Below are 19,564 nucleotides of genomic sequence, written 5' to 3' on the forward strand. Positions count from 1 at the left end.
GCGGAGCGTTGTGTCCGTCAGCGAAGAAGAAAGAGTATGAAGCGTTTAGATCGTTTCGTCAACCCCTACTTTTTTTCTCCCCACTCAGCACTGCATTTGCATGCACCGTTTTGCGGGGAGGCGAACTATATCAAAGACCGTCGAAGTTTGGCAAGCGCTTTTCAAGGAAAGCATGCATGCCTTCTTTTTGCGCCGGCGTACCGAAGGCAGACTGGAACAGGCGGCGTTCATAATTGACACCTTCCGTCAGCGTGGTTTCGAAGGCGCGGTTGACGGAGTCCTTGATCATCATCGCCACCGACGTCGGCATCGATGCGATCTGCTTCGCCGCGGTCAGCACTTCCTCGATCAGCTTGTCCGCAGGGACCACGCGCGACACCAGACCGATGCGCTCTGCTTCCACCGCGTCGATGGTACGCGCGGTCAGCAGCATGTCCATGGCCTTGGCCTTGCCGATGGTGCGCGGCAGGCGCTGCGTGCCGCCCGCGCCCGGCGTGACGCCGACCTTGATTTCCGGCTGCCCGAACTTGGCGGTGTCGGCAGCGATCAGGAAATCGCACATCATCGCCAGCTCGCAACCGCCGCCCAGCACGTAGCCGGCCACGGCGCCCACCACCGGCTTACGGATGCGCAGAATATGCTCCCAGTTGCGGGTGATGTAGTTGTCGCGATAGGTATCCACATACGTATAGTCCGCCATGGCCGCGATATCCGCGCCGGCGGCAAAGGCTTTCTCGCTGCCTGTCAGCACGATGCAGCCGATGGCCGGATCGGCATCAAACTTATATAGGGCATCGCCGAGCTCGTTCATCATGCGGTCGTTCAGCGCGTTCAGCGCCTTCGGACGGTTCAGACGGATCAGGGCTACTTTGTCGTGCACTTCAACGATCAGGTCTTCATATTGCATAGGTGTCTCCTTCACAGTGGAATATTCCTGAAGGATTGTAGCGCCTAACTCCCGCGCTGGTATCATTGAACGATAGCAACCTGCTTTTAAGAGTCTCCTATTTTTACCGCCTTACGCCGCCACCTGACCAATAAGCTGGACAACGACGCCCTGCTGCGCAACGGCGACTTTATGCGCTACTGGTTCAGCGCCATCCTCAACGGCTTCGGCAGCTACATCAGCGCGCTGGCCCTGCCGCTGTGCTCGGTACTGCTGCTGCACGCGACGCCGGCGCAGATGGGCATGCTGGGCGCGTGCGCGGCGATTCCGTTCGCGCTGCTGGCCTTGCCGGCCGGCGTCTTCCTGGACCGTAACCGCAAGCTGCCGGTACTCCTGGGCAGCAAGGCGATCATGGCCGTGACGCTGGGCAGCATCCCGCTGGCTTACTGGCTTGGGCGGCTGTCCATCGAATGGATGTACGTGGTTTCCTTTATCAGCGGCGCCTGCTCGGTGGTGGGCGGCGGCGCGGAACAGATCTTCCTCACCAACCTGATCGGGCGCGACCGCCTGACCGACGCGCAATCCAAGTTCGCCGCCACCGACTCGGCCTCGCGGCTGATCGCGCCCGGCGTCGCGGGCGTGCTGATCCAATGGCTGACCGCCCCGTTCGCCGTCCTGCTGAACGCCATCGGCTTTGTGATCTCGATCCTGCTGCTGCGCAATCTGAAGGCCAACGACCCCAAGCCTGCGCCGTCCAACAAGCATCCGCTGCGCGACATCCACGACGGCCTGCTGTTCATCTGGGGCCAGCCGCTGCTGCGCACGCTGGCCTGGGGCGCGGGCGTGTGGCATATGCTGTTCTATGGTTTCGCCGCACTCAGCGTGCTGTTCTCCACCCGCGAGCTAGGCATGACGGCCGGCATGCTGGGCGTGGCGCAGATGGTCGGCGGCATCGGCGTACTGATGAGCTCACTGCTGCTGAAGCCGCTGAACACGCGCTTCGGCCCCGGCGTGACCATGCTGACCGGCCTGGGCCTGACCGCCTTCGCCTTCGCCGCCATGCCGATGATCCCGGCCAATCTGTTCGGCAGCCCGACCGCCAGCGCGGTGGCCTGCGGCGGCCTGTCGCTGTTCCTCGATTGCGGCGTGATGCTGTTCTTCATGCCCTACATGACGATGCGCCAGAAAGTCACGCCGGACGCCTACCTGGGCCGCATGGTCTCGACGATGCGCTTCCTGACCGTGGCGACGGCGCCGGCCGGCGCGCTCACGGCCGGCTATATCGGCGAGCACTTCAGCATCCGCACCGGCATGGCCTGCGTGGCGGTGGGCGGCATTGCGCTGACGGCGGTGATGGCGATGTCGCCGTCCATGCGCAATGTGCAGCAACATCCGGCGCCCGCCGCGTCCTAACGTGCGCCGCCGAATGGTCTAAATCATTAGGCTGTTTTCGTGTTCCCTACATTGGAGTGCGTCATGTTCAAGTCCATCCTGCTGCCCACCGACGGCTCCGAGCTGTCGGACAAAGCGACCGCGATGGCGGTCCAGTTTGCCAAGCTCAACCAGGCGCGCCTGGTCGCAATCACGGTCATCACGCCGCTGCCGTTCGCGTCCATGGGCGACAGCGGCGCGGTCATCGATTCCGGCCAGTTCGCCGCGCAGATGCAAAACGCGGCCCGTCATCATATCGAAAAGGTGGCGGCCGCCGCGCGCGCCGCCGAAGTTCCGTTCGAGGGCGTGGTGACGATGTCGCCCAGCCCCTACGAGGAGATCGTCGAGGCGGCCAAGAAGTTTGAATGCGACATCATCATGATGGCATCGCATGGGCGGCGCGGCCTGAACCGGCTGTTCCTGGGCAGCGAGACGCAGAAGGTGCTCGCCCACACCACGCTGCCCGTGATGGTGCTGCGTTAGAGCGGCTGCTTAGGCAGCAGCACCCATACGTTGCCGCGCTGCTTCATGCGGCCCGCGTTCTCCGACGCCTCCGTGCCGAAGCCGAAGAAGTAGTCGACGCGGATCGCGCCACGGATCGCGCCGCCCGTATCCTGCGCCATCACCAGGCGCTGCAGCGGGATGTCGCTGTTCGGCATCGTGGTCGACAGGAACACCGGTGCCCCCAGCGGCAGCTGCGTGGCATCGACCGCCACCGAACGCGACGGCGTCAACGGCACGCCCAGCGAACCTTTCGGCCCGACCTTCGGATCGGGCAGACGCTCCTCCCTGAAGAACACATAACTCGGGTTCACATTGAACAACTCCTGCATGCGCGTGGGATGGCCGGCGATCCACGCCTTGATGCCCTGCGCCGATGCCTGCTCCAGCGTCAGCTCGCCCTTCTCCACCAGATATTTGCCGATCGATTTGTAGGGATGGCCGTTCTGGTCCGCATAGGCCACGCGCACGGTTTCCTGCGTGTCGGTCAGCTGCACGCGGCCCGAGCCCTGCACCTGCAGGAAGAAGGACTCCACCGGATCGTCCACCCACAGCAGCTCCTTGCCGCTGAAGTCGGCCTTCTCGATATCGGCGCGGGTCGCATACGGCACCACCTTCTTGCCGACCAGCTTGCCGCGCAGGCGCATGCCCTTCAGCTCCGGGTACACGCTGGCCAGGTCGATGGTGAGCATATCGTCCGGCACTTTATAGAGCGGCGTCTGGTAAGGCCCGCCCTTTTTGCGCGCGCCGCGCAGCAGCGGCTCGTAGTAACCGGTGATCAGGCCGTCGGTGGCGCCGTCCGGCGCGATCACCTGGTTCGGCTCCATGAAGGCCTCGAAGAAGGTGCGGATCGCCTGCTCGTCGCTGCCGTTGACGGTGCGCGCGATGGTGCATGACTCCTTCCAGTTAGGCTGCTTGACCAGCACCGAACACGAGGACATGAACGCCGGCCAGGCCGCGCGCACATCGTCCTTGTCCCAGCCCGGCAGCGACGCGAAGGTGGCCGGCACCATCTGCAGCGCAACCGGCTTGGGCGGCACCGGCGGCACCACAGGCGGCACAACAGGAGGCGTGACCGGCGGCGTCACGGCAGGCGCGGGCACTTGGGCAGGCGGCAGCGGCGTGGTGGTACAGGCGGCCAGGGAAAGCGCGACGACGGTCAGCGGAACGAGTAGACTACGGCTAGTTAATGACATAAGGATGGCTATGTGGGTCTTAATGATAGAAGCATGCGTGGCGTTTTTCCTGCTGGTGTTCATCGTCTGGTGGACCATGTACCAGGGCAAGGGCAAGACCAAACAACTGCCCCCGCCGGAGCAGGAAAACGATCCGAAGTAATCAGTGCAGCGTGCGCGGCAGCGACAGCACGAACTCCGGGATCTTGACTTCGAACTGGTGGCCGTCCTCGGCCACGCAAAAATACTCGCCGACCATCGAGCCTTGCTGGGTTTGCAGCGCCGTGCCGCTGGTGTACTCGAAATGCTCGCCCGGCTGCAGCAGCGGCTGATGGCCGACCACGCCCAGTCCGCGCACTTCCTCCACATGATTGTTGGCGTCGGTGATGACCCAGTGGCGCGAGATCAGCTGCGCCGCCACCGTGCCGGTGTTCTTGATCGTGATCGAGTAGGTGAACACGAAATTGGTGCGTTCCGGGTCCGACTGATCCGGCAGGTACTGAGTTCTGACCGACACAGTAAATTCATAAGTGGCCATCGAAATTCCTTAAGGCTTGGTAAAAGCGTAATCGCTCTATACAAAATTGGCGATTGTATATCGTCAGACCCCCATTGCACCGCAAATCCGCCCCGTATGCAAGGACGGCGCGGCTGAAAACCGGTGCAGTCGCGCCGGGCAGCGTAAAATAGCGCATCTTTTTTCTTGCCAGCCCTACGCCATGACCACTTTCCGCATCGCTCCCAGCATTTTGTCCGCCGATTTCGCCCGCCTCGGTGAAGAGGTCCGCAACGTCGTCACCGCCGGTGCGGACATCATTCACTTTGACGTGATGGACAACCATTATGTTCCCAACCTGACCATCGGCCCGCTGGTGTGCGAAGCGATCCGCCCGCACGTGCAAGTGCCGATCGACGTGCACCTGATGGTCAAGCCGGTCGACCGCATCATTCCGGACTTCGCCAAGGCTGGCGCCAACATCATCACCTTCCACCCGGAAGCGTCGGACCACATCGACCGCTCGCTGCAGCTGATCCGCGACCACGGCTGCAAGGCCGGCCTGGTGTTCAATCCGGCCACGCCGCTGAGCTATCTGGAACACGTGATGGACAAGATCGACATGATCCTGATCATGTCGGTCAACCCGGGCTTCGGCGGCCAGTCCTTCATTCCGCAGGCGCTCAAGAAGATCGCCGAAGCGCGCCGCCTGATCAACGAATCGGGCCGCGACATCCTGCTGGAAGTGGACGGCGGCATCAAGATCGACAACATCGCCGCGGCAGCGGCGGCAGGCGCGGACACCTTCGTGGCCGGCTCCGCCATCTTCGGCAAGCCGGACTACAAGGCCGTCATCGACGCCATGCGCGCCCAACTGGCGACGGTGTAAATATGAGCGTGCTGGCAGGCGTACGCGCCGCAATCATCGACCTCGACGGCACCATGCTGGACACGATCCCCGACTTCCACGTCGCGATCAACGCCATGCGCGCGGAGCTGGACCTGCAAGCGATCTCGCAGGACCAGATCGCGCTGATGGTCGGCAAGGGTTCCGAGAACCTGATCCGCTCCGTGCTGGGGCTGGATTGGGACGCGGCCCGCGTGGAAGCGCATTTCGACGCGGCGATGGACGCCTACCAGCGCCACTACCTGAGCATCAACGGCGACCACAGCGCGCTGTATCCGGACGTGATCGAGGGCCTGACGGCGATGAAGGCGCAGGGCCTGCGCCTGGCCTGTGTAACCAACAAGCCAATTTCCTTCACCACGCCGCTGCTCAAACTGAAAGGCCTGGACGGATTTTTCGACGTGGTCTACGGCGGCGATTCGCTGCCGCGCAAAAAACCCGATCCGCTGCCGCTGCAAACGGTATGCGCAGATTTCGGCCTGGCGCCGGCGCAGGTGGTGGCCATCGGCGATTCCTCGAACGACGCGCAAGCCGCACGGGCAGCGGGTTGCCCGGTGTTGACCGTACCTTACGGTTACAATCACGGAGAAGCTATACACAAAACGGATTCCGATGGTATAGTAGCCACATTGCTGGAAGCGTCCAGCCTGATACGTTCGCAAAACTAACCCTTAGCTGAACTACCTGACCAACATGTCTCTCACCAAAAAACACAACGTCAACCAAACCGGCTCGATTGAGGCCTGGCTTTGGCGACGCTGGCAATCCTGGCAAAACTAAGCCGAACTGATTGCTGTCGTCCGCATCCGCGCGTCCGACAGGTTTTTTGACAAACCACCGCCAAGCCACAACCACGCCCTTGGCGGCATGGAGAGAAGACATGACCGAACTCGAATTCAAATCGTTGGCCACCGACGGCTACAACCGCATCCCGCTGATCGCCGAAGCCTTCGCCGACCTCGAAACCCCGCTCACGCTGTACCTGAAACTGGCCCAGACCCAGAACGCCGGCAAGAACACCTTCCTGCTTGAATCGGTGGTTGGCGGCGAGCGTTTCGGGCGCTTCTCCTTCATCGGCCTGCCGGCGACGACGGTGCTGCGCAACTTCGGCACGCGCACCGAGATCGTCAAGAACGGCACGGTGATCGAGACCCACGAAGGCAATCCGCTCGAATTCATCGAGGCATACCAGAAGCGTTTCAAGGTCGCGCTGCGTCCCGGCATGCCGCGCTTCTGCGGCGGCCTGGCCGGCTACTTCGGCTACGACACGGTGCGCCACATCGAGAAAACGCTGGCCCACTCGCAGCCGAAGGACGACCTGGGCCTGCCCGACATCCAGCTGATGGTGACCGAGGAACTGGCCGTCATAGACAACCTGTCCGGCAAGCTGTATCTGATCGTCTACGCCGACACCACGCAGCCGGAGTCGTACAACAAAGCGCGCCAGCGCCTGAAAGACCTGCGCATGATGCTGCGCCGCGGCCTCGACGCGCCGGTGACCAGCGCCTCGGTTCGCACCGACATCACGCGCGATTTCCCGAAAGAGGAATACCTGAAGGCCGTCGCCAAGGCCCACGAATACGTGATGGCCGGCGACTTGATGCAGGTGCAGATCGGCCAGCGCCTGCGCAAACCCTACGTCGATTCGCCGCTGTCGCTGTACCGCGCGCTGCGTTCGCTGAATCCGTCGCCGTATATGTACTTCTACAATTTCGGCGACATGCAGATCGTCGGCGCCTCGCCGGAGATTTTGGTGCGCAACGAGACGCTGCCGGACGGCGAGAAGAAAGTCACGCTGCGCCCCATCGCCGGCACCCGCCCGCGCGGCGCCACGCCGGAGCGCGACGCCGAACTGGCCAAGGAACTGCTGGCCGATCCGAAAGAGATCGCCGAACACGTGATGCTGATCGACCTGGCGCGCAATGACCTGGGCCGCATCTCCGAGATCGGCAGCGTCAAGGTCACCGACCGCCTGGTCATCGAAAAATACTCGCATGTGCAGCACATCGTCTCCAACGTCGAGGGCAAGCTGAAGGCCGGCCTGTCCAACCTGGACGTGCTGCGCGCCACCTTCCCGGCCGGCACGCTGACCGGCGCGCCGAAAGTGCGCGCGATGGAGATCATCGACGAACTGGAAATCTCCAAGCGCGGCATCTACGGCGGCGCCTGCGGCTACCTGTCCTTCGGCGGCGAGATGGACGTGGCGATCGCGATCCGCACCGGCGTGATCAAGGACGGCATGCTGCACGTGCAGGCCGCCGCCGGCATCGTCGCCGATTCGATACCGGAGATGGAATGGCTGGAAACTGAAAACAAGGCGCGCGCAGTGCTGCGCGCCGCCGAACAAGTACAAGATGGCCTGGATGGGGGGATCTGAGATGCTGCTAATGATCGACAACTACGACTCCTTCACCTACAACATCGTGCAGTACTTCGGCGAGCTGGGTGAGGACGTGCGCGTGTACCGCAACGACGAAATCACGATCGCGGAAATCGAAGCGCTGAACCCGGACCACATCTGCATTTCGCCAGGCCCGAAAGATCCGTCGCAAGCCGGTATTTCGATCGAGGTGCTCAAGCACTTCGCCGGCAAGAAGCCGATACTGGGCGTGTGCCTGGGCCACCAGGCCATCGGCGAAGCGTTCGGCGGAAAAGTCATCCGCGCCAAGCAGGTCATGCATGGCAAAACTTCTTTAATCGCGCATACGGGCGTGGGCGTCTTCAAGGACCTGCCCTCCCCCTTCACGGTGATCCGGTATCACTCGTTGGCCATCGAGCGCAGCTCGCTGCCGTCCTGCCTGGAAGTGACGGCATGGACGGACGACGGTGAAATCATGGGCGTGCGCCACAAGGACTACGACATCGAGGGCGTGCAGTTCCACCCCGAGTCCATCCTGTCGGAACACGGTCACGCACTGTTGAAGAACTTCCTGGTCCGCTGACCAGCGCTGTTCGTACCGGCGCGCCGCCGCGCGCGCCCACGCCAAAATTCAGAGAAGGAATAGCCATGCCTATCACCCATCAAGAAGCACTGCTGCGCTGCATCGAACACCGCGAGATTTTCCACGACGAGATGCTGCACCTGTTCCGCCAGATCATGTCCGGCGAGATGTCCCCGACCATGATCGCCGCCCTGACCATGGGCCTGCGCGTGAAGAAGGAAACCATCGGCGAGATCGCCGCCGCCGCACAGGTGATGCGCGAGTTCTCCACCAAGGTGCCGATGGCCGACACCACCGGCCTGCTCGACATCGTCGGCACCGGCGGCGACGGCGCGCACACCTTCAACATCTCCACCGCGTCGATGTTCGTCGCCGCGGCGGCCGGCGCGCGCGTGGCCAAGCACGGCGGGCGCAGCGTATCGTCGTCGTCCGGCAGCGCCGACGTGATCGAATCGCTGGGCGCCAACATCAACCTCAAGCCCGAGCAGATCGCGCAGTCGATCGCGCAGACCGGCATCGGCTTCATGTTCGCCCCCAACCATCACGCTGCGATGAAGCACGCGGCGCCGGTGCGCCGCGAGCTGGGCGTGCGCACCATCTTCAACATCCTGGGGCCGCTGACCAATCCGGCCGGCGCGCCGAATATCCTGATGGGCGTGTTCCACGCCGACTTGGTGGGTATCCAGGTGCGCGTGCTGCAGCGCCTGGGCGCGCAGCACGCCATCGTGGTCTATGGCCGCGACAATATGGACGAAGTCTCGCTTGGCGCGGCCACGCTGGTCGGCGAACTGGTTAACGGCGAGATCCGCGAATATGAAATCCATCCCGAGGACTTCGGCCTGCAGATGATCGCCAGCCGCAACCTGAAGGTGGCCGATGCGGCGGAATCGAAAGCGAAGATGATGGAAGCGCTGAGCGGAGAACCTGGCGCGGCCTACGATATCGTCGCGCTCAACGCGGGCACCGCGCTGTATGCGGCCGGCGTGGCCAGCTCGATCGAGGACGGCCTGGCGCGCGCGCGCAAAGCCGTCAGCTCCGGCGACGCGATGCGCAAGGTGCAGCAGTTCGTGGAGGTCACGCAAAGCCTCGGCAGTACCAACTAAGGGAGGCCAGCATGTTCGGCATCCACGATCTGACGCTGTTTATAATCTCCGGGCTGCTGCTGAACATCATGCCCGGCCCGGATTCGCTGCTGATCATGACGCGCAGCGCCACCCAGGGCTGGCGCGCCGGTTCGGCCGCCGCGCTGGGCATAGGCGCCGGCACCATGATCCACATCCTCGCCGCCGCCCTGGGCTTGTCGGCGCTGCTGGCGACGTCCGCCACCGCGTTCACGGTGGTGAAGTGGATAGGCGCCGCCTACATCGTCTATGTCGGCATCGGCATGCTGCGCGCCAGGCTGCGGACGGAAGCCGATGACGCGGAGGCCGCCGAAATCGCCGTGCGCGGCGCCGCGCAACCGCTGGCGTACCGTAGAATCTTCTTCCAGGGTTTCCTGACCAATGTCCTGAACCCCAAGGTGGCCTTGTTCTTCCTGGCCTTCGTGCCGCAGTTTATTTCGAGCGATTCCACCAGCAAGCCGCTGGCCTTCATCGTCCTGGGCTGCATTTTCAATTTCAACGGTATGTTGTGGTGCAACGGCCTGGCCGTCTTCACCGCCTTCGCCAGCGCACGCCTGAAGGTCAAACCGCTGGTGGCCCTGTGGCTGAACCGCGTGACGGGCGGCCTGTTCCTGGCTCTCGGCCTGCGCCTGGCGCTGGCCGAACAACATTAAACTTAGGCTCACCATGTCCGACATCCTGAACAAAATCCTAGCGGTCAAAGCCGACGAAGTCGCCGCCGCAAAAAAACACCGCAGCCTCGCCAGCCTGCGCGCCGACGTTGAAAGCGACGCCGAACTGCGCGCCGGCCTGCGCGGCTTCGAGGCCAGCCTGCGCGGCAAGATCGCCGCCGGCCAGGCGGGCGTGATCACCGAAGTGAAAAAGGCGTCGCCGTCGAAAGGCGTGCTGCGCGCCGACTTCCGCCCCGCCGAAATCGCCGCCAGCTACGAGGTCCATGGCTCCGCGTGCCTGTCCGTGCTGACGGACGAGCAGTTCTTCCAGGGTTCGGTGGCGTATCTGCAGCAGGCGCGCGCCGCCTGCTCGCTGCCGGTGCTGCGCAAAGACTTCATGATCGATATGTATCAGATCTACGAAGCCCGCGCGATGGGCGCCGACGCCATCCTGCTGATCGTCTCGGCGCTGGACCACGGCTTGATGGCGGAAATGGAAGCCTGCGCCCACGAACTGGGCATGGGCGTGCTGGTGGAAACCCACGACGGCGACGAGTTGACCGCCGCGCTGCGCCTGAAAACCGCGCTGTTGGGCATCAATAACCGCAATTTGCGCACTTTTGAGGTGTCGCTGGAGAACACGCTGGGTCTGTTGGACCGCATTCCGGCGGAAAAACTGGTCATCACCGAATCCGGCATCATGGTGCCGGACGACGTCAAACGCATGCGGGAGGCGAACGTGCACGCCTTCCTGGTCGGCGAAGCCTTCATGCGCGCGCCCGATCCGGGTGCGGAACTGGCGCGCCTGTTCAACTAAGCCTTGACCGCCTGCAAGGGCGGCATCGGCGTCGGCGCGATCTCGATACGGTCGCGCCCGCGCTCCTTGGCGCGATACAGCGCCTCGTCGGCGCGCATCAGGATGGCGTCCAGATCCTCGTCGGAACTTATCTGGCAGGCAATACCAATGCTGACAGTGTAGGCGGGCAGACCTGCGCGGCCTGGTTCGCGCACGGCAGTCAGAATGCGCTCGGCGATATCGCGGGCCCAGTCCACGCCAGTCACCGGCAGTAAAACAATAAACTCTTCGCCGCCGAAACGGGCGACGTGATCGGATACTCGCAGCGCCTTGCCGATTACCGCCGCCACATCGACTAAAACCCGGTCGCCGGTAGCGTGACCGTAGCAGTCGTTAATCTTCTTAAAATAATCCAGATCGATGCTGAGCATCGTCATGGCGGTGGATTCACGGCGCATCAACGCATGCTCTTTAGCGTAAATATCGGCGAAGCCGCGGCGGTTTAAAACCTGGGTCAGGGGATCGAGCGTGGAGCGGCGTTCCAGTATGGCTTGCAGATGCCGGGTGGTCACCGCCTTGAAACCCACGGCAAGCAGCAATACCATGAATTGACCGGCCGCCAGATAAACACTTTGAAATGGCCCGACCGCCGCCAAATTAACCTGGGGACCACCAAATAATATCGCCAGTATGCCTCGCGTCAATACCACCAGCGTTTGAATCAGCAATAATGAGCCGAAGAATATAGTGGAGAAATGACGCTCCCCATGGCGCCATACCACCAAAATCTGATTGATATAAAATACGGAAATCAGAAAAGAGAATACGGCCACGCGCGCGGCAAAATTCGGTTGAACTAATAACCAATATCCAACGCCCAGCATGGCCAATAACCACACCAGATGAAACAACCACCAGGCGGGGTCCAGTCCATAAAATTTCCGGGTACCGATCATCGCCAGGCCGACGCCCCAAACCAGGGCCGAATTAGCGCTCATCAATACCAGCGTTTCGTTGATGACGCTATGCCTCAAGCTGAATAAAAACGCACCGCAAGCCAGCGATATCAATCCCGCCGCCCAATAATTCAGGCCCTTGATCTCTGCTGGAAAACTAACGTGGGCGGAATAAAGGACGACACTCATCGCGCCGGCCATCAGCGTCGACATCAGGATAATCGTGGCGGAATCAAGGTGTAGCACTTGCGGGTCTATCCTCGGGCAGAAAAGCTCAGCCAAATTCTAAACTAGAACCAGACCAAGGCGTAGGATTAAACCTACGACACCCCCGGAATGCCCCAACACATGCCGGAATGTGGCTAGTACGTGCCAATTTCTGGCATGGACAGGGCAAAAAAATCCGGGGACTCGCCCCGGACTCAGAAATTAACGGGCGGCGCTGGGTCGCAACGGCCCGGAGGATTTCTTGCCGGCCGGGTCCAGCGACAGGCTGATGCCCGGAACCCGGTCGCCCTGCAGCGTCGCGGTAAAGGTCATTAATTCGTCGCGGCGGAAGGCGTGGATCTCAATTTCCGATCCCACGCCGTAGCGGGAAAGCAGAGTTTCCAGGTTGGCGGCGGTGACGCGCAATCCGTCTATCGCCATCAATATATCGCCGGCCGACAATCCCGCCTGGTGCGCGGCGCCATTCTCGTGCACGCTGGATAATTTGCAGTCACTGCCATCCTTGCCGAGATTAACATCGAGACTCGGCTTGGCCGATTTACGCTCGTCATTATATTTAACACCGAATGGCGCCAGCATTTTAGCCAGCGGCAAATCATCGGTGCCCCGGACATATTTATCGAAGAATGGCTTGAACCGGCCGCCGCTGATTTCATCGAATAATGCCTCGGCTTCGGCAGGAGTAACTCCGCGACCGCCGCCCTGATAAAAATCGCGGCCATAGCGCTGCCATAATGCGCGCATCACATCGTCCAGCGATTTCTTGCCGCCGGTTTTAGCGCGTATGCTCAAATCCAGCGCCAGCGCGATCAGCGAACCCTTGGTGTAATAACTGATGATCGAATTCGGCGCATTCTCGTCCTGGCGATAATATTTACCCCAGGCGTCGAAACTGGAATCGGCCACGCTTTGCTTGGTGCGGCCGCTGCCGCGCAATACGCTGCCTATGGTTTTACCCAGCAATTTGAAATAGGCTGGTTCGGCGATAACGCCGGCGCGCACCAGCATCAAATCGTCGTAATAGCTAGTGAAGCCTTCAAACAGCCAAAGCAGCGGCGAATAATTCTCGACCTGCAGGTTGTAAGGCGCAAATGCCGCCGGCTTGATGCGCTTCACATTCCATGTATGGAAATATTCATGGCTGCACAGGCCGAGGTATTGCAGATAACCGTCGCTGATTTCCTTGCTGGCCGCCGCCGTGCTCGGCAGGTCGGCGCGGGCGCAGATCAGCGCCGTCGAGGCGCGGTGTTCCAGTCCACCGTAACCGTCGCCGACGGCCAGCGTCATGAAGACGTAGCGGTCCATCGGCGCCTTCCTGGTCTTCGGTTCGAAGAAGGAGATCTGGGTTTCGCAGATCTTTTTCAGGTCGGCGCTCAGGCGCGGCAGGTCCAGGTTCGGCACCCGGCCACTGATGACGATGTCGTGCGGGATGCCATGCGCCTTGAAAGTGGCCAGCGCGAAATCGCCCTGCTCCACCGGATGGTCGATCAACTCGTCGTAGTTGGACGCGATGTAGGTGCCAAAACCATAACGTTTCGCTTTCAGCTCCGGCAGCGAGGTCGCCACGCGCCAGGTCTTGGCCGCTTCGTCGGCCGGGCGCTGGATTTCCACCACGTGCGGCTGGTCTTCCTGGCCCAGCACGCGCAGGAACACGCTGGTGCCGTTGTAGAAGGCGTGGTTCTGGTCCAGATGCGCGGCGCGCACCGACATATCCCAGGCATAGACTTCGTAGTGCACCGTCAGCGACGCCGCGTGGTCCTTCAGCGGCGCGGCCTGCCACGAATGCTTATCCAGTTTGGTCAGCGCCACCGGCTGGCCGTTCGACTCGGCGCGGATGCGCACGATGTTGCGCGAGAATTCGCGGATCATGTAGCTGCCCGGGATCCAGGCCGGCAGGGCGAACACCTGGCCGCCTTCGGCCGGCGCATCCACCGTCAGCGTGACGTGGAACAGGTGGGCGGCCAGGTCGTGGCCGACGATGCTGTACGCGATCGCCGGCTTGTTCTTGTTCGTTTTCTTCATTTTGGTCCTTGTTTTACAAATCGCCCGGTGTATCGATATCGCGCACCACGCCGACATCGTCGACTATCAGCTCGCTCACCGCATGGCTTTTTAATATCTCGCGCGCGCCCTGGTCGCCTTCCAGCGCCAGCAACAACGGCAAATGATAACTGCTGAAGGCGACCGGATTGCCGCGCCGTCCTTCAAAGACGGGCGCCGCGATGCGGGCGCCCCGTTCGATGGTCGCGGCCAGCGACCGCATGGTTTCAGGCTGCACATGGGGCATGTCGCCCAGGCCTATCAGCCAGCCTTCCGCACCCCTGGTGTATTCGACCGCCGTCGTCAGCGACGCGGCGATGCCCAGATCGGCGTCCGCGCAGATGCGCACCTCGCACCCCGCGCGGCCCAGCAGCGCCGCCACCTGGTCGTCGCCCGGACGGACCACGGCCACCACGCGCACCAGCGCGGCCAGCATGTTTTTTGCGCTGGCGACGACGACGGCGTCGCCATGCTTCAACGGTTGCAGCAATTTGTTTTGTACGCCGGACGGGTCGAACCGCCTACCCCGCCCGGCTGCCAGCAATATCCCTACCAGTGCCATCCAGCGCAGCTCAAGCGCTGGCCAGATCGAACGGCAGCTTGCGCAGACGCTTGCCGGTCAACTTGAACAGCGCGTTGGCGAAGGCCGGCGCCAGCGGCGGCAAGCCAGGTTCGCCCATGCCGGTCGGCGGATCGTTCGACGGCACGATGTGCACGTCGATCGCCGGCATGTCCGTCATGCGCGCCACCGTGTAGTCGCTGAAATTCTGCTGCTCCACCACGCCGTCCTTGAGCGTGATGGCGGCGCCGGGCAGCGTCATGCCCAGGCCCATCAAGGCCGCGCCCTGGATCTGCGCTTCGATCGTCAAGGGATTGACCGCCTGGTTGCAATGCACGCCGGCCGTGACCTTGTGCAGCTTGGGCGTGCCGTCCTTCACGGACGCCACCACCACATACGCGATCACGGTGTTGAACGACTCATGCACCGCCACGCCCCAAGCCTGGCCTTTAGGTAAAGCCTTCTTGCCGTAACCGGACTTGGCGACCGCCAGGTCCAGCGCGGCGACGTGGCGCTTGGCCTTCTCGCCCATCAGCTTCTTGCGGTACGCGACCGGGTCCATCTTGGCGGCGTGCGCGGCTTCATCGATCAGCGTCTCCATCACGAACGCCGTGTGCGTGGAGCCGACGGAGCGCCACCACAGCACCGGCACGTTGGCCTTGACGCTGTGCGCGCTCAGGTTCATCGGCACTTCATACGGCTCGCCCATGCCTTCGACCATGGTGGAGTCGATGCCGTCCTTGACCATCATCGGCTCGAACGGCGTGCCGGCGAGGATGGACTGGCCGACGATGACGTGATCCCACGCCACGATGTTGCCCTTGTCGTCCATGCCGATGTCGGCGCGGTGCACGTGCGACGGACGGTAGTAGCCGCCTTTGATGTCGTCCTCGCGGCTCCAGATCACCTTGATCGGTTCCGTCTTGCCGGCGGCCTTCCAGGCCTTGGCGACGTTGACCGCCTCCACCAGATAGTCCGAGGTCGGCACGGCGCGGCGGCCGAAGCCGCCGCCGGCCATCATCGTGTTCAGCACCACCTGTTCCGGCTTCAGGCCGGCGGTGGCGGCGACGGCGCCCTGGTCCATCGTCTGGAATTGCGAGCCGGCCCACACCGTGCAGCCGTCCGCGCGCAGGTCGACCACGCAGTTGAGCGGCTCCATCGGCGCGTGCGCCAGATATGGGAACTCATAGACGGCGGAGATTTTCGTCGCCGCGCCGGCCAGCTTGGAGGTGTCGGCTTTGCGCGCCGGCGTGCCGGGCTTCTGCGCCAGCGCCTTGAACTCGGCCAGCTGCTTGTCGGTGCTGACTTTTTCCACACCGCTGGTGTCCCAGTCGATGACCAGCGCTTCGCGGCCCATCTTGGCCGGCCAGTAGCCATCGGCCACCACCACCACGCCGCTGCCGCCGCGATCGGTCTTCACCTCCATCACTTCGATCACGCCCTTGATGGCCTTGGCCTTCGAGGCGTCGAACTTGGCGACCTTGGCGCCGAACACCGGCGGCCGCGCCACCACGGCGACCTTGCTGTGCGGCGCCTTGAAGTCCATGCCGAACTGCTGCTTGCCGGTCGATTTAAGCTTGGCGTCCAGGCGCTTCATCGGCTTGCCGATGAAGTTGAAATCCTTGGGGTCTTTCAGCTTCACGCTGGCGGGCACCGGCTGCTTCATGGCCGCATCGGCCATCGCGCCGAAGGTGGCTTTCTGGCCTGCGGGTCCGATCAGCGTGCCTTTCGACGTCTTGACCTGGTCCGGCGCCACCTTCCACTCCTGGGCCGCAGCAGCGATCAGCATCGCGCGCGCCTTGGCGCCGATCTCGCGATACTGCGTGTAGGAGTGGGCGATGCTGCCCGAACCGCCGGTGATCTGGATACCGAACAGCGGATCCTTGTATTGATCGCCGGCCGGCGCCAGCGCGCCGTTCACCTTCGACCAGTCCGCGTCCAACTCTTCCGCGATCAGCATCGGCAGCGACGTCTGCACGCCCTGGCCGAATTCCAGCCGGTTGACCTGCACCGTCACGCTGTTGTCCGGCGCAATATGCAGGAAGGCGTTCGGCTGATACACCTTGGCCGGCGGCTGCTGCGCATTGGCGAAGCGGCCAGCGCCCGGCATGAAGAAGCCCAGCACCAAACCGCCGCCGGCCACCGCGCCAGCCTTCATGAAGCTGCGGCGCGATACGCCGCCGGAAGTCTCTACACCCGCCATCGTTTCCTGGTTAAGCCATTCGATACGCATGACATTCTCCTTTAGGCGATGGTTTTAGCTGCGTCTTTGATGGCTGCGCGGATGCGCTGGTACGTCCCGCATCGACAGATGTTGCCGCTCATGGCGTTGTCGATATCGGCGTCGGAAGGAGCTTTGTTGGTGCGCAGCAGAGCGGTCGCGCTCATGATCTGGCCACTCTGGCAGTAGCCGCATTGCGGCACGTCCATCTTGACCCACGCCGCCTGCACCGCCTTGCCGACCTTGTCGGACTCCATCGCTTCGATGGTGGTGATCTTCTGGCCGGCGGCGGCCGAAATCGGCGTCACGCACGAACGGATAGGCTGGCCGCCCAGGTGCACGGTGCAGGCGCCGCACAGCGCCGCGCCGCAACCGAACTTGGTGCCGGTCATATTCAGGTTATCGCGCAAAGCCCACAGTATCGGCGTCGATGGATCGGCGTCTACCTGCATGTCTTTACCGTTGATGTTCAATGTGATCATTCAGTTCTCCTATGGACGATGCGCTGGTTTGGCTGCTGCTATTGCTTGATCTTGGCGAACTTCTCTTCAAGTGCTTTGGTATCGATCGCGCCTGGCACACGCGTGCCGTCGGCGAAGAAGATGGCCGGGGTGCCGGAGACGCCCAGCTTGTGGCCCAGCTCCAGCACGTCCTGGTTCGGCGATTCGCAGGCTTCCGCCGCGGCGGGCGCCGCCTTGTTGTTGACCATCCAGTCGTCCCAGGCCTTGCTGCGATCCGGCGCGCACCAGATGTTCTTCGATTTGGTGAACGAATCGTCGGCCAGGATGTTGTACATGAAGGTGTAGACCGTGATGTTGTCGGTTTCCTTCAGCGTGGTCTGGCGGAAGCGCTTGCAGTAGCCGCAGTTGGGATCCTCGAACACCGCGATCACGCGCTTGCCATCGCCCTTGACGGTCTTGATGGCCTTATCCAGCGGCAGGTCGGAGAACTTAATCTTGTTGATCTCTTCCAGCCGTTCCTTGGTCAGGTCGGTGCTGGTGGTGAGGTTGAACACGTGGCCGGAGAACAGATACGTGCCTGTCTTGTCGGTGTACAGGATGTCGTTGCCGATACGGACTTCATACAGGCCGGCATACGGCGTCTCCTTGACCGAATCGACTTTCACGTTCGCACCGAGGCGCGGTTCGACCAGCTTCTTGATCGCATCCGTGGACGGGGTTTCCGCGCTCACGCAGGACGCCATCAGCGCCGACAACAACAGCAAAACGGTCTTACTTTTTCTCATAACATCTCCGGTGACGACACGAACCCACTGGCGCGGGCCTATTTTCCCATCGCGTGGGAGATCAGGCGGCGCTTCAGCACAGGTAATTTATCCAGCAAGTTTAATCCGAAATTACGAACCACGCGCAACGGCTCGATATCCGCCCCGAACAGGCGCGCCAGGCCATCGGTGGTGACCTGCATCAGCAGCACGTCCTCCTTGCGGGCGCGCTCGTAGCGGGCCAGCACGCGGGTGTCGCCGATGCCGCGCTGCGCCTCGCGTTCGCCCAGGGTCTTGATCAGCTGCGCGACGTCGGCGAAGCCGAGGTTCATGCCGTGGCCGGCCAGCGGATGGACCACGTGGGCGGCGTCGCCCACCAGCGCCACGCGCGGCGCGCTCATGGCGTGCGGGCGGAGCAGGCGCAATGGGAAGTCGCGCACCAGTTCCGGCTGCAGCGGCGTCAGGGCGCCCAGCTTGTCGGCGGCGTAGACGGCCAGGCGGTCGGCGATCTGCTGGGCCGATTCGGCGCGCAGCGTGTCGGCCAGCGCTTCCGGCGCCGACCATACCAGCGACACCTGGTCGCCCGGCAGCGGCAGCAGCGCGACGATGCCCTCGGCGCCGGTGAACCATTGATAGGCGGCGCCGTGGTGCGGCTTGGCGCAGGCAAAGTTGGAGACCACCGCGCGCTGGTTGTAGCTGCGGTAATCGAGGCCGATGTCGCACTGCCCGCGCACCCACGACTGGGCGCCGTCGGCGCCGACGACCAGGGAGGCCTTGATGCTGGAACCGTCGTCCAGGTGCACCGAGGCGCTGTCGTCGCCGCGCAGCAGGCCGGTGGCGCGGCCTTCGACCACGCGCACGTTCAGCGCGAACTTGAGGGCGGCGTCCAGCGCCTGCCCCAGGTTGCGGTCTTCCATGATCCAGGCCAGCGTGCCGGTGTGGGCGCCGTAGGCGTCGAAGGCCAGGCCGCCGGCCTGCGCGCCGTCGCCGTGGACGATCATGGCGTCGACCGGCGCCACGCGGGCGTGGTCCAGCGCCTGCCAGACCTTCAGCGACGACAGCAGATTGTGGGCGGTGTGGTTCAGGGCATAGACCCGCGCGTCCCAACCGGGATCGGCGGCGGCGGGGCCGGCCGGATGCGACGGCGGGCCAAGCAGCGTGACACTGAAACCGGCTTGGGCCAGGCCCAGCGCGGCGGTCTTGGCAATCGCGCCATTGCCAACGATGCAAATATCACTCTCGATAACGCGCAGCGCAGCGGGGGAGGATGGATTAGTCATCCGAACATTATAGCGTTTGTGCGCCGGAGAAATTCGTCCTTGCAATTTCGCTTAAGCCTGCTATAATTCTGCTCCTTGGCCTGGTAGCTCAGTTGGTAGAGCAGAGGATTGAAAATCCTTGTGTCGGTGGTTCGATTCCGCCCCGGGCCA

The 19,564-nt window shown here is 62.9% G+C and carries 19 protein-coding genes and 1 tRNA gene; 10 read left to right on the forward strand and 10 right to left on the reverse strand.

The window, feature by feature from the left end; translation table 11 throughout:
* Positions 1–130: 130 nt before the first annotated feature.
* Positions 131–907: an enoyl-CoA hydratase gene (locus AC07WS_RS30140; protein ID WP_070271913.1), complete on the reverse strand. Its 777-nt coding sequence runs from the start codon at positions 905–907 to the stop codon at positions 131–133.
* Between the two features lie 153 nt (positions 908–1,060).
* Between AC07WS_RS30140 and AC07WS_RS30145 the strand changes: the two genes are divergently transcribed.
* On the forward strand, positions 1,061–2,299 hold the full coding sequence (locus AC07WS_RS30145) for an MFS transporter (RefSeq protein ID WP_494732625.1): 1,239 nt from the start codon (positions 1,061–1,063) through the stop codon (positions 2,297–2,299).
* Between the two features lie 63 nt (positions 2,300–2,362).
* Entirely contained in the window at positions 2,363–2,800 is a 438-nt protein-coding gene (locus AC07WS_RS30150; protein ID WP_494732612.1) for a universal stress protein, read from the forward strand.
* On the opposite strand, the gene mltA is transcribed toward AC07WS_RS30150, so the two are convergent.
* Together mltA and apaG are read right to left on the reverse strand one after the other, a co-directional pair.
* On the reverse strand, positions 2,797–4,014 hold the full coding sequence (gene mltA, locus AC07WS_RS30155) for a murein transglycosylase A (protein ID WP_494732613.1): 1,218 nt from the start codon (positions 4,012–4,014) through the stop codon (positions 2,797–2,799). The two genes, AC07WS_RS30150 and mltA, sit on opposite strands and share 4 nt — an antisense overlap.
* 142 nt (positions 4,015–4,156) lie before the next feature.
* On the reverse strand, positions 4,157–4,531 hold the full coding sequence (gene apaG / locus AC07WS_RS30160) for a Co2+/Mg2+ efflux facilitator ApaG/CorD (RefSeq protein WP_161098014.1): 375 nt from the start codon (positions 4,529–4,531) through the stop codon (positions 4,157–4,159).
* Between the two features lie 181 nt (positions 4,532–4,712).
* Here apaG and rpe point away from each other — a divergent pair, with 181 nt between their 5' ends.
* The 7 genes from rpe to trpC all read left to right on the forward strand — a co-directional run bounded on the left by rpe (position 4,713) and on the right by trpC (position 10,926).
* The gene (gene rpe / locus AC07WS_RS30165) at positions 4,713–5,378 is read left to right on the forward strand and encodes a ribulose-phosphate 3-epimerase (RefSeq protein WP_176362606.1); all 666 of its coding nucleotides are present in this window, start codon (positions 4,713–4,715) and stop codon (positions 5,376–5,378) included.
* Positions 5,379–5,380: 2 nt separating this feature from the next.
* Positions 5,381–6,064: a phosphoglycolate phosphatase gene (locus AC07WS_RS30170; protein WP_494732614.1), complete on the forward strand. Its 684-nt coding sequence runs from the start codon at positions 5,381–5,383 to the stop codon at positions 6,062–6,064.
* A 212-nt stretch (positions 6,065–6,276) separates the two neighbouring features.
* Positions 6,277–7,773 (forward strand): anthranilate synthase component I, encoded by a 1,497-nt coding sequence (trpE, locus tag AC07WS_RS30175; RefSeq protein WP_494732615.1) that lies wholly within the window; start codon positions 6,277–6,279, stop codon positions 7,771–7,773.
* Between the two features lies 1 nt (position 7,774).
* Complete coding sequence (locus AC07WS_RS30180) at positions 7,775–8,338, forward strand: anthranilate synthase component II (protein WP_090326971.1); 564 nt, start codon at positions 7,775–7,777, stop codon at positions 8,336–8,338.
* A gap of 65 nt (positions 8,339–8,403) precedes the next feature.
* Entirely contained in the window at positions 8,404–9,441 is a 1,038-nt protein-coding gene (gene trpD / locus AC07WS_RS30185) for an anthranilate phosphoribosyltransferase (RefSeq protein ID WP_494732616.1), read from the forward strand.
* Positions 9,442–9,452: 11 nt separating this feature from the next.
* The gene (locus AC07WS_RS30190; RefSeq protein ID WP_494732617.1) at positions 9,453–10,112 is read left to right on the forward strand and encodes a LysE family translocator; all 660 of its coding nucleotides are present in this window, start codon (positions 9,453–9,455) and stop codon (positions 10,110–10,112) included.
* Between the two features lie 13 nt (positions 10,113–10,125).
* Complete coding sequence (trpC, locus tag AC07WS_RS30195; RefSeq protein WP_494732618.1) at positions 10,126–10,926, forward strand: indole-3-glycerol phosphate synthase TrpC; 801 nt, start codon at positions 10,126–10,128, stop codon at positions 10,924–10,926.
* Here trpC and AC07WS_RS30200 read toward each other — a convergent pair.
* The 7 genes from AC07WS_RS30200 to AC07WS_RS30230 form a co-directional block, all read right to left on the reverse strand.
* On the reverse strand, positions 10,923–12,074 hold the full coding sequence (locus AC07WS_RS30200) for a GGDEF domain-containing protein (RefSeq protein ID WP_494732619.1): 1,152 nt from the start codon (positions 12,072–12,074) through the stop codon (positions 10,923–10,925). The two genes, trpC and AC07WS_RS30200, sit on opposite strands and share 4 nt — an antisense overlap.
* 216 nt (positions 12,075–12,290) lie before the next feature.
* The gene (locus AC07WS_RS30205) at positions 12,291–14,111 is read right to left on the reverse strand and encodes a M61 family metallopeptidase (protein WP_494732620.1); all 1,821 of its coding nucleotides are present in this window, start codon (positions 14,109–14,111) and stop codon (positions 12,291–12,293) included.
* 13 nt (positions 14,112–14,124) lie between these two features.
* Positions 14,125–14,691, reverse strand: coding sequence for a nucleotidyltransferase family protein (locus AC07WS_RS30210; RefSeq protein ID WP_494732621.1), 567 nt, complete (start codon positions 14,689–14,691; stop codon positions 14,125–14,127).
* A gap of 10 nt (positions 14,692–14,701) precedes the next feature.
* Positions 14,702–16,921, reverse strand: coding sequence for a xanthine dehydrogenase family protein molybdopterin-binding subunit (locus tag AC07WS_RS30215; protein WP_494732622.1), 2,220 nt, complete (start codon positions 16,919–16,921; stop codon positions 14,702–14,704).
* A gap of 11 nt (positions 16,922–16,932) precedes the next feature.
* On the reverse strand, positions 16,933–17,391 hold the full coding sequence (locus AC07WS_RS30220; RefSeq protein ID WP_161091944.1) for a (2Fe-2S)-binding protein: 459 nt from the start codon (positions 17,389–17,391) through the stop codon (positions 16,933–16,935).
* Positions 17,392–17,429: 38 nt separating this feature from the next.
* On the reverse strand, positions 17,430–18,155 hold the full coding sequence (locus AC07WS_RS30225; protein WP_494732623.1) for a DsbC family protein: 726 nt from the start codon (positions 18,153–18,155) through the stop codon (positions 17,430–17,432).
* Between the two features lie 38 nt (positions 18,156–18,193).
* Positions 18,194–19,414, reverse strand: a complete 1,221-nt coding sequence (locus tag AC07WS_RS30230; RefSeq protein ID WP_494732624.1) for an FAD-dependent monooxygenase — start codon at positions 19,412–19,414, stop codon at positions 18,194–18,196.
* Between the two features lie 77 nt (positions 19,415–19,491).
* Between AC07WS_RS30230 and AC07WS_RS30235 the strand changes: the two genes are divergently transcribed.
* Positions 19,492–19,564 (forward strand) — tRNA-Phe (locus AC07WS_RS30235).

This window comes from Duganella sp. GW821-FHT01E12 (assembly GCF_059422325.1).

What these genes read in the sequence shown, in the direction of transcription:
- trpC (WP_494732618.1), top strand. Translation starts at nt 10,126, where the DNA reads ATGTCCGACATCCTGAACAAAATCCTAGCGGTCAAAGCCGACGAAGTC.
- AC07WS_RS30190 (WP_494732617.1), top strand. Translation starts at nt 9,453, where the DNA reads ATGTTCGGCATCCACGATCTGACGCTGTTTATAATCTCCGGGCTGCTG.
- trpD (WP_494732616.1), top strand. Translation starts at nt 8,404, where the DNA reads ATGCCTATCACCCATCAAGAAGCACTGCTGCGCTGCATCGAACACCGC.
- apaG (WP_161098014.1), bottom strand. Translation starts at nt 4,531, where the DNA reads ATGGCCACTTATGAATTTACTGTGTCGGTCAGAACTCAGTACCTGCCG.
- AC07WS_RS30205 (WP_494732620.1), bottom strand. Translation starts at nt 14,111, where the DNA reads ATGAAGAAAACGAACAAGAACAAGCCGGCGATCGCGTACAGCATCGTC.
- AC07WS_RS30170 (WP_494732614.1), top strand. Translation starts at nt 5,381, where the DNA reads ATGAGCGTGCTGGCAGGCGTACGCGCCGCAATCATCGACCTCGACGGC.
- AC07WS_RS30215 (WP_494732622.1), bottom strand. Translation starts at nt 16,921, where the DNA reads ATGCGTATCGAATGGCTTAACCAGGAAACGATGGCGGGTGTAGAGACT.
- AC07WS_RS30180 (WP_090326971.1), top strand. Translation starts at nt 7,775, where the DNA reads ATGCTGCTAATGATCGACAACTACGACTCCTTCACCTACAACATCGTG.
- trpE (WP_494732615.1), top strand. Translation starts at nt 6,277, where the DNA reads ATGACCGAACTCGAATTCAAATCGTTGGCCACCGACGGCTACAACCGC.
- AC07WS_RS30200 (WP_494732619.1), bottom strand. Translation starts at nt 12,074, where the DNA reads ATGTCGACGCTGATGGCCGGCGCGATGAGTGTCGTCCTTTATTCCGCC.
- mltA (WP_494732613.1), bottom strand. Translation starts at nt 4,014, where the DNA reads ATGTCATTAACTAGCCGTAGTCTACTCGTTCCGCTGACCGTCGTCGCG.
- AC07WS_RS30230 (WP_494732624.1), bottom strand. Translation starts at nt 19,414, where the DNA reads ATGACTAATCCATCCTCCCCCGCTGCGCTGCGCGTTATCGAGAGTGAT.
- AC07WS_RS30225 (WP_494732623.1), bottom strand. Translation starts at nt 18,155, where the DNA reads ATGAGAAAAAGTAAGACCGTTTTGCTGTTGTTGTCGGCGCTGATGGCG.
- AC07WS_RS30150 (WP_494732612.1), top strand. Translation starts at nt 2,363, where the DNA reads ATGTTCAAGTCCATCCTGCTGCCCACCGACGGCTCCGAGCTGTCGGAC.
- AC07WS_RS30210 (WP_494732621.1), bottom strand. Translation starts at nt 14,691, where the DNA reads ATGGCACTGGTAGGGATATTGCTGGCAGCCGGGCGGGGTAGGCGGTTC.
- AC07WS_RS30140 (WP_070271913.1), bottom strand. Translation starts at nt 907, where the DNA reads ATGCAATATGAAGACCTGATCGTTGAAGTGCACGACAAAGTAGCCCTG.
- rpe (WP_176362606.1), top strand. Translation starts at nt 4,713, where the DNA reads ATGACCACTTTCCGCATCGCTCCCAGCATTTTGTCCGCCGATTTCGCC.
- AC07WS_RS30220 (WP_161091944.1), bottom strand. Translation starts at nt 17,391, where the DNA reads ATGATCACATTGAACATCAACGGTAAAGACATGCAGGTAGACGCCGAT.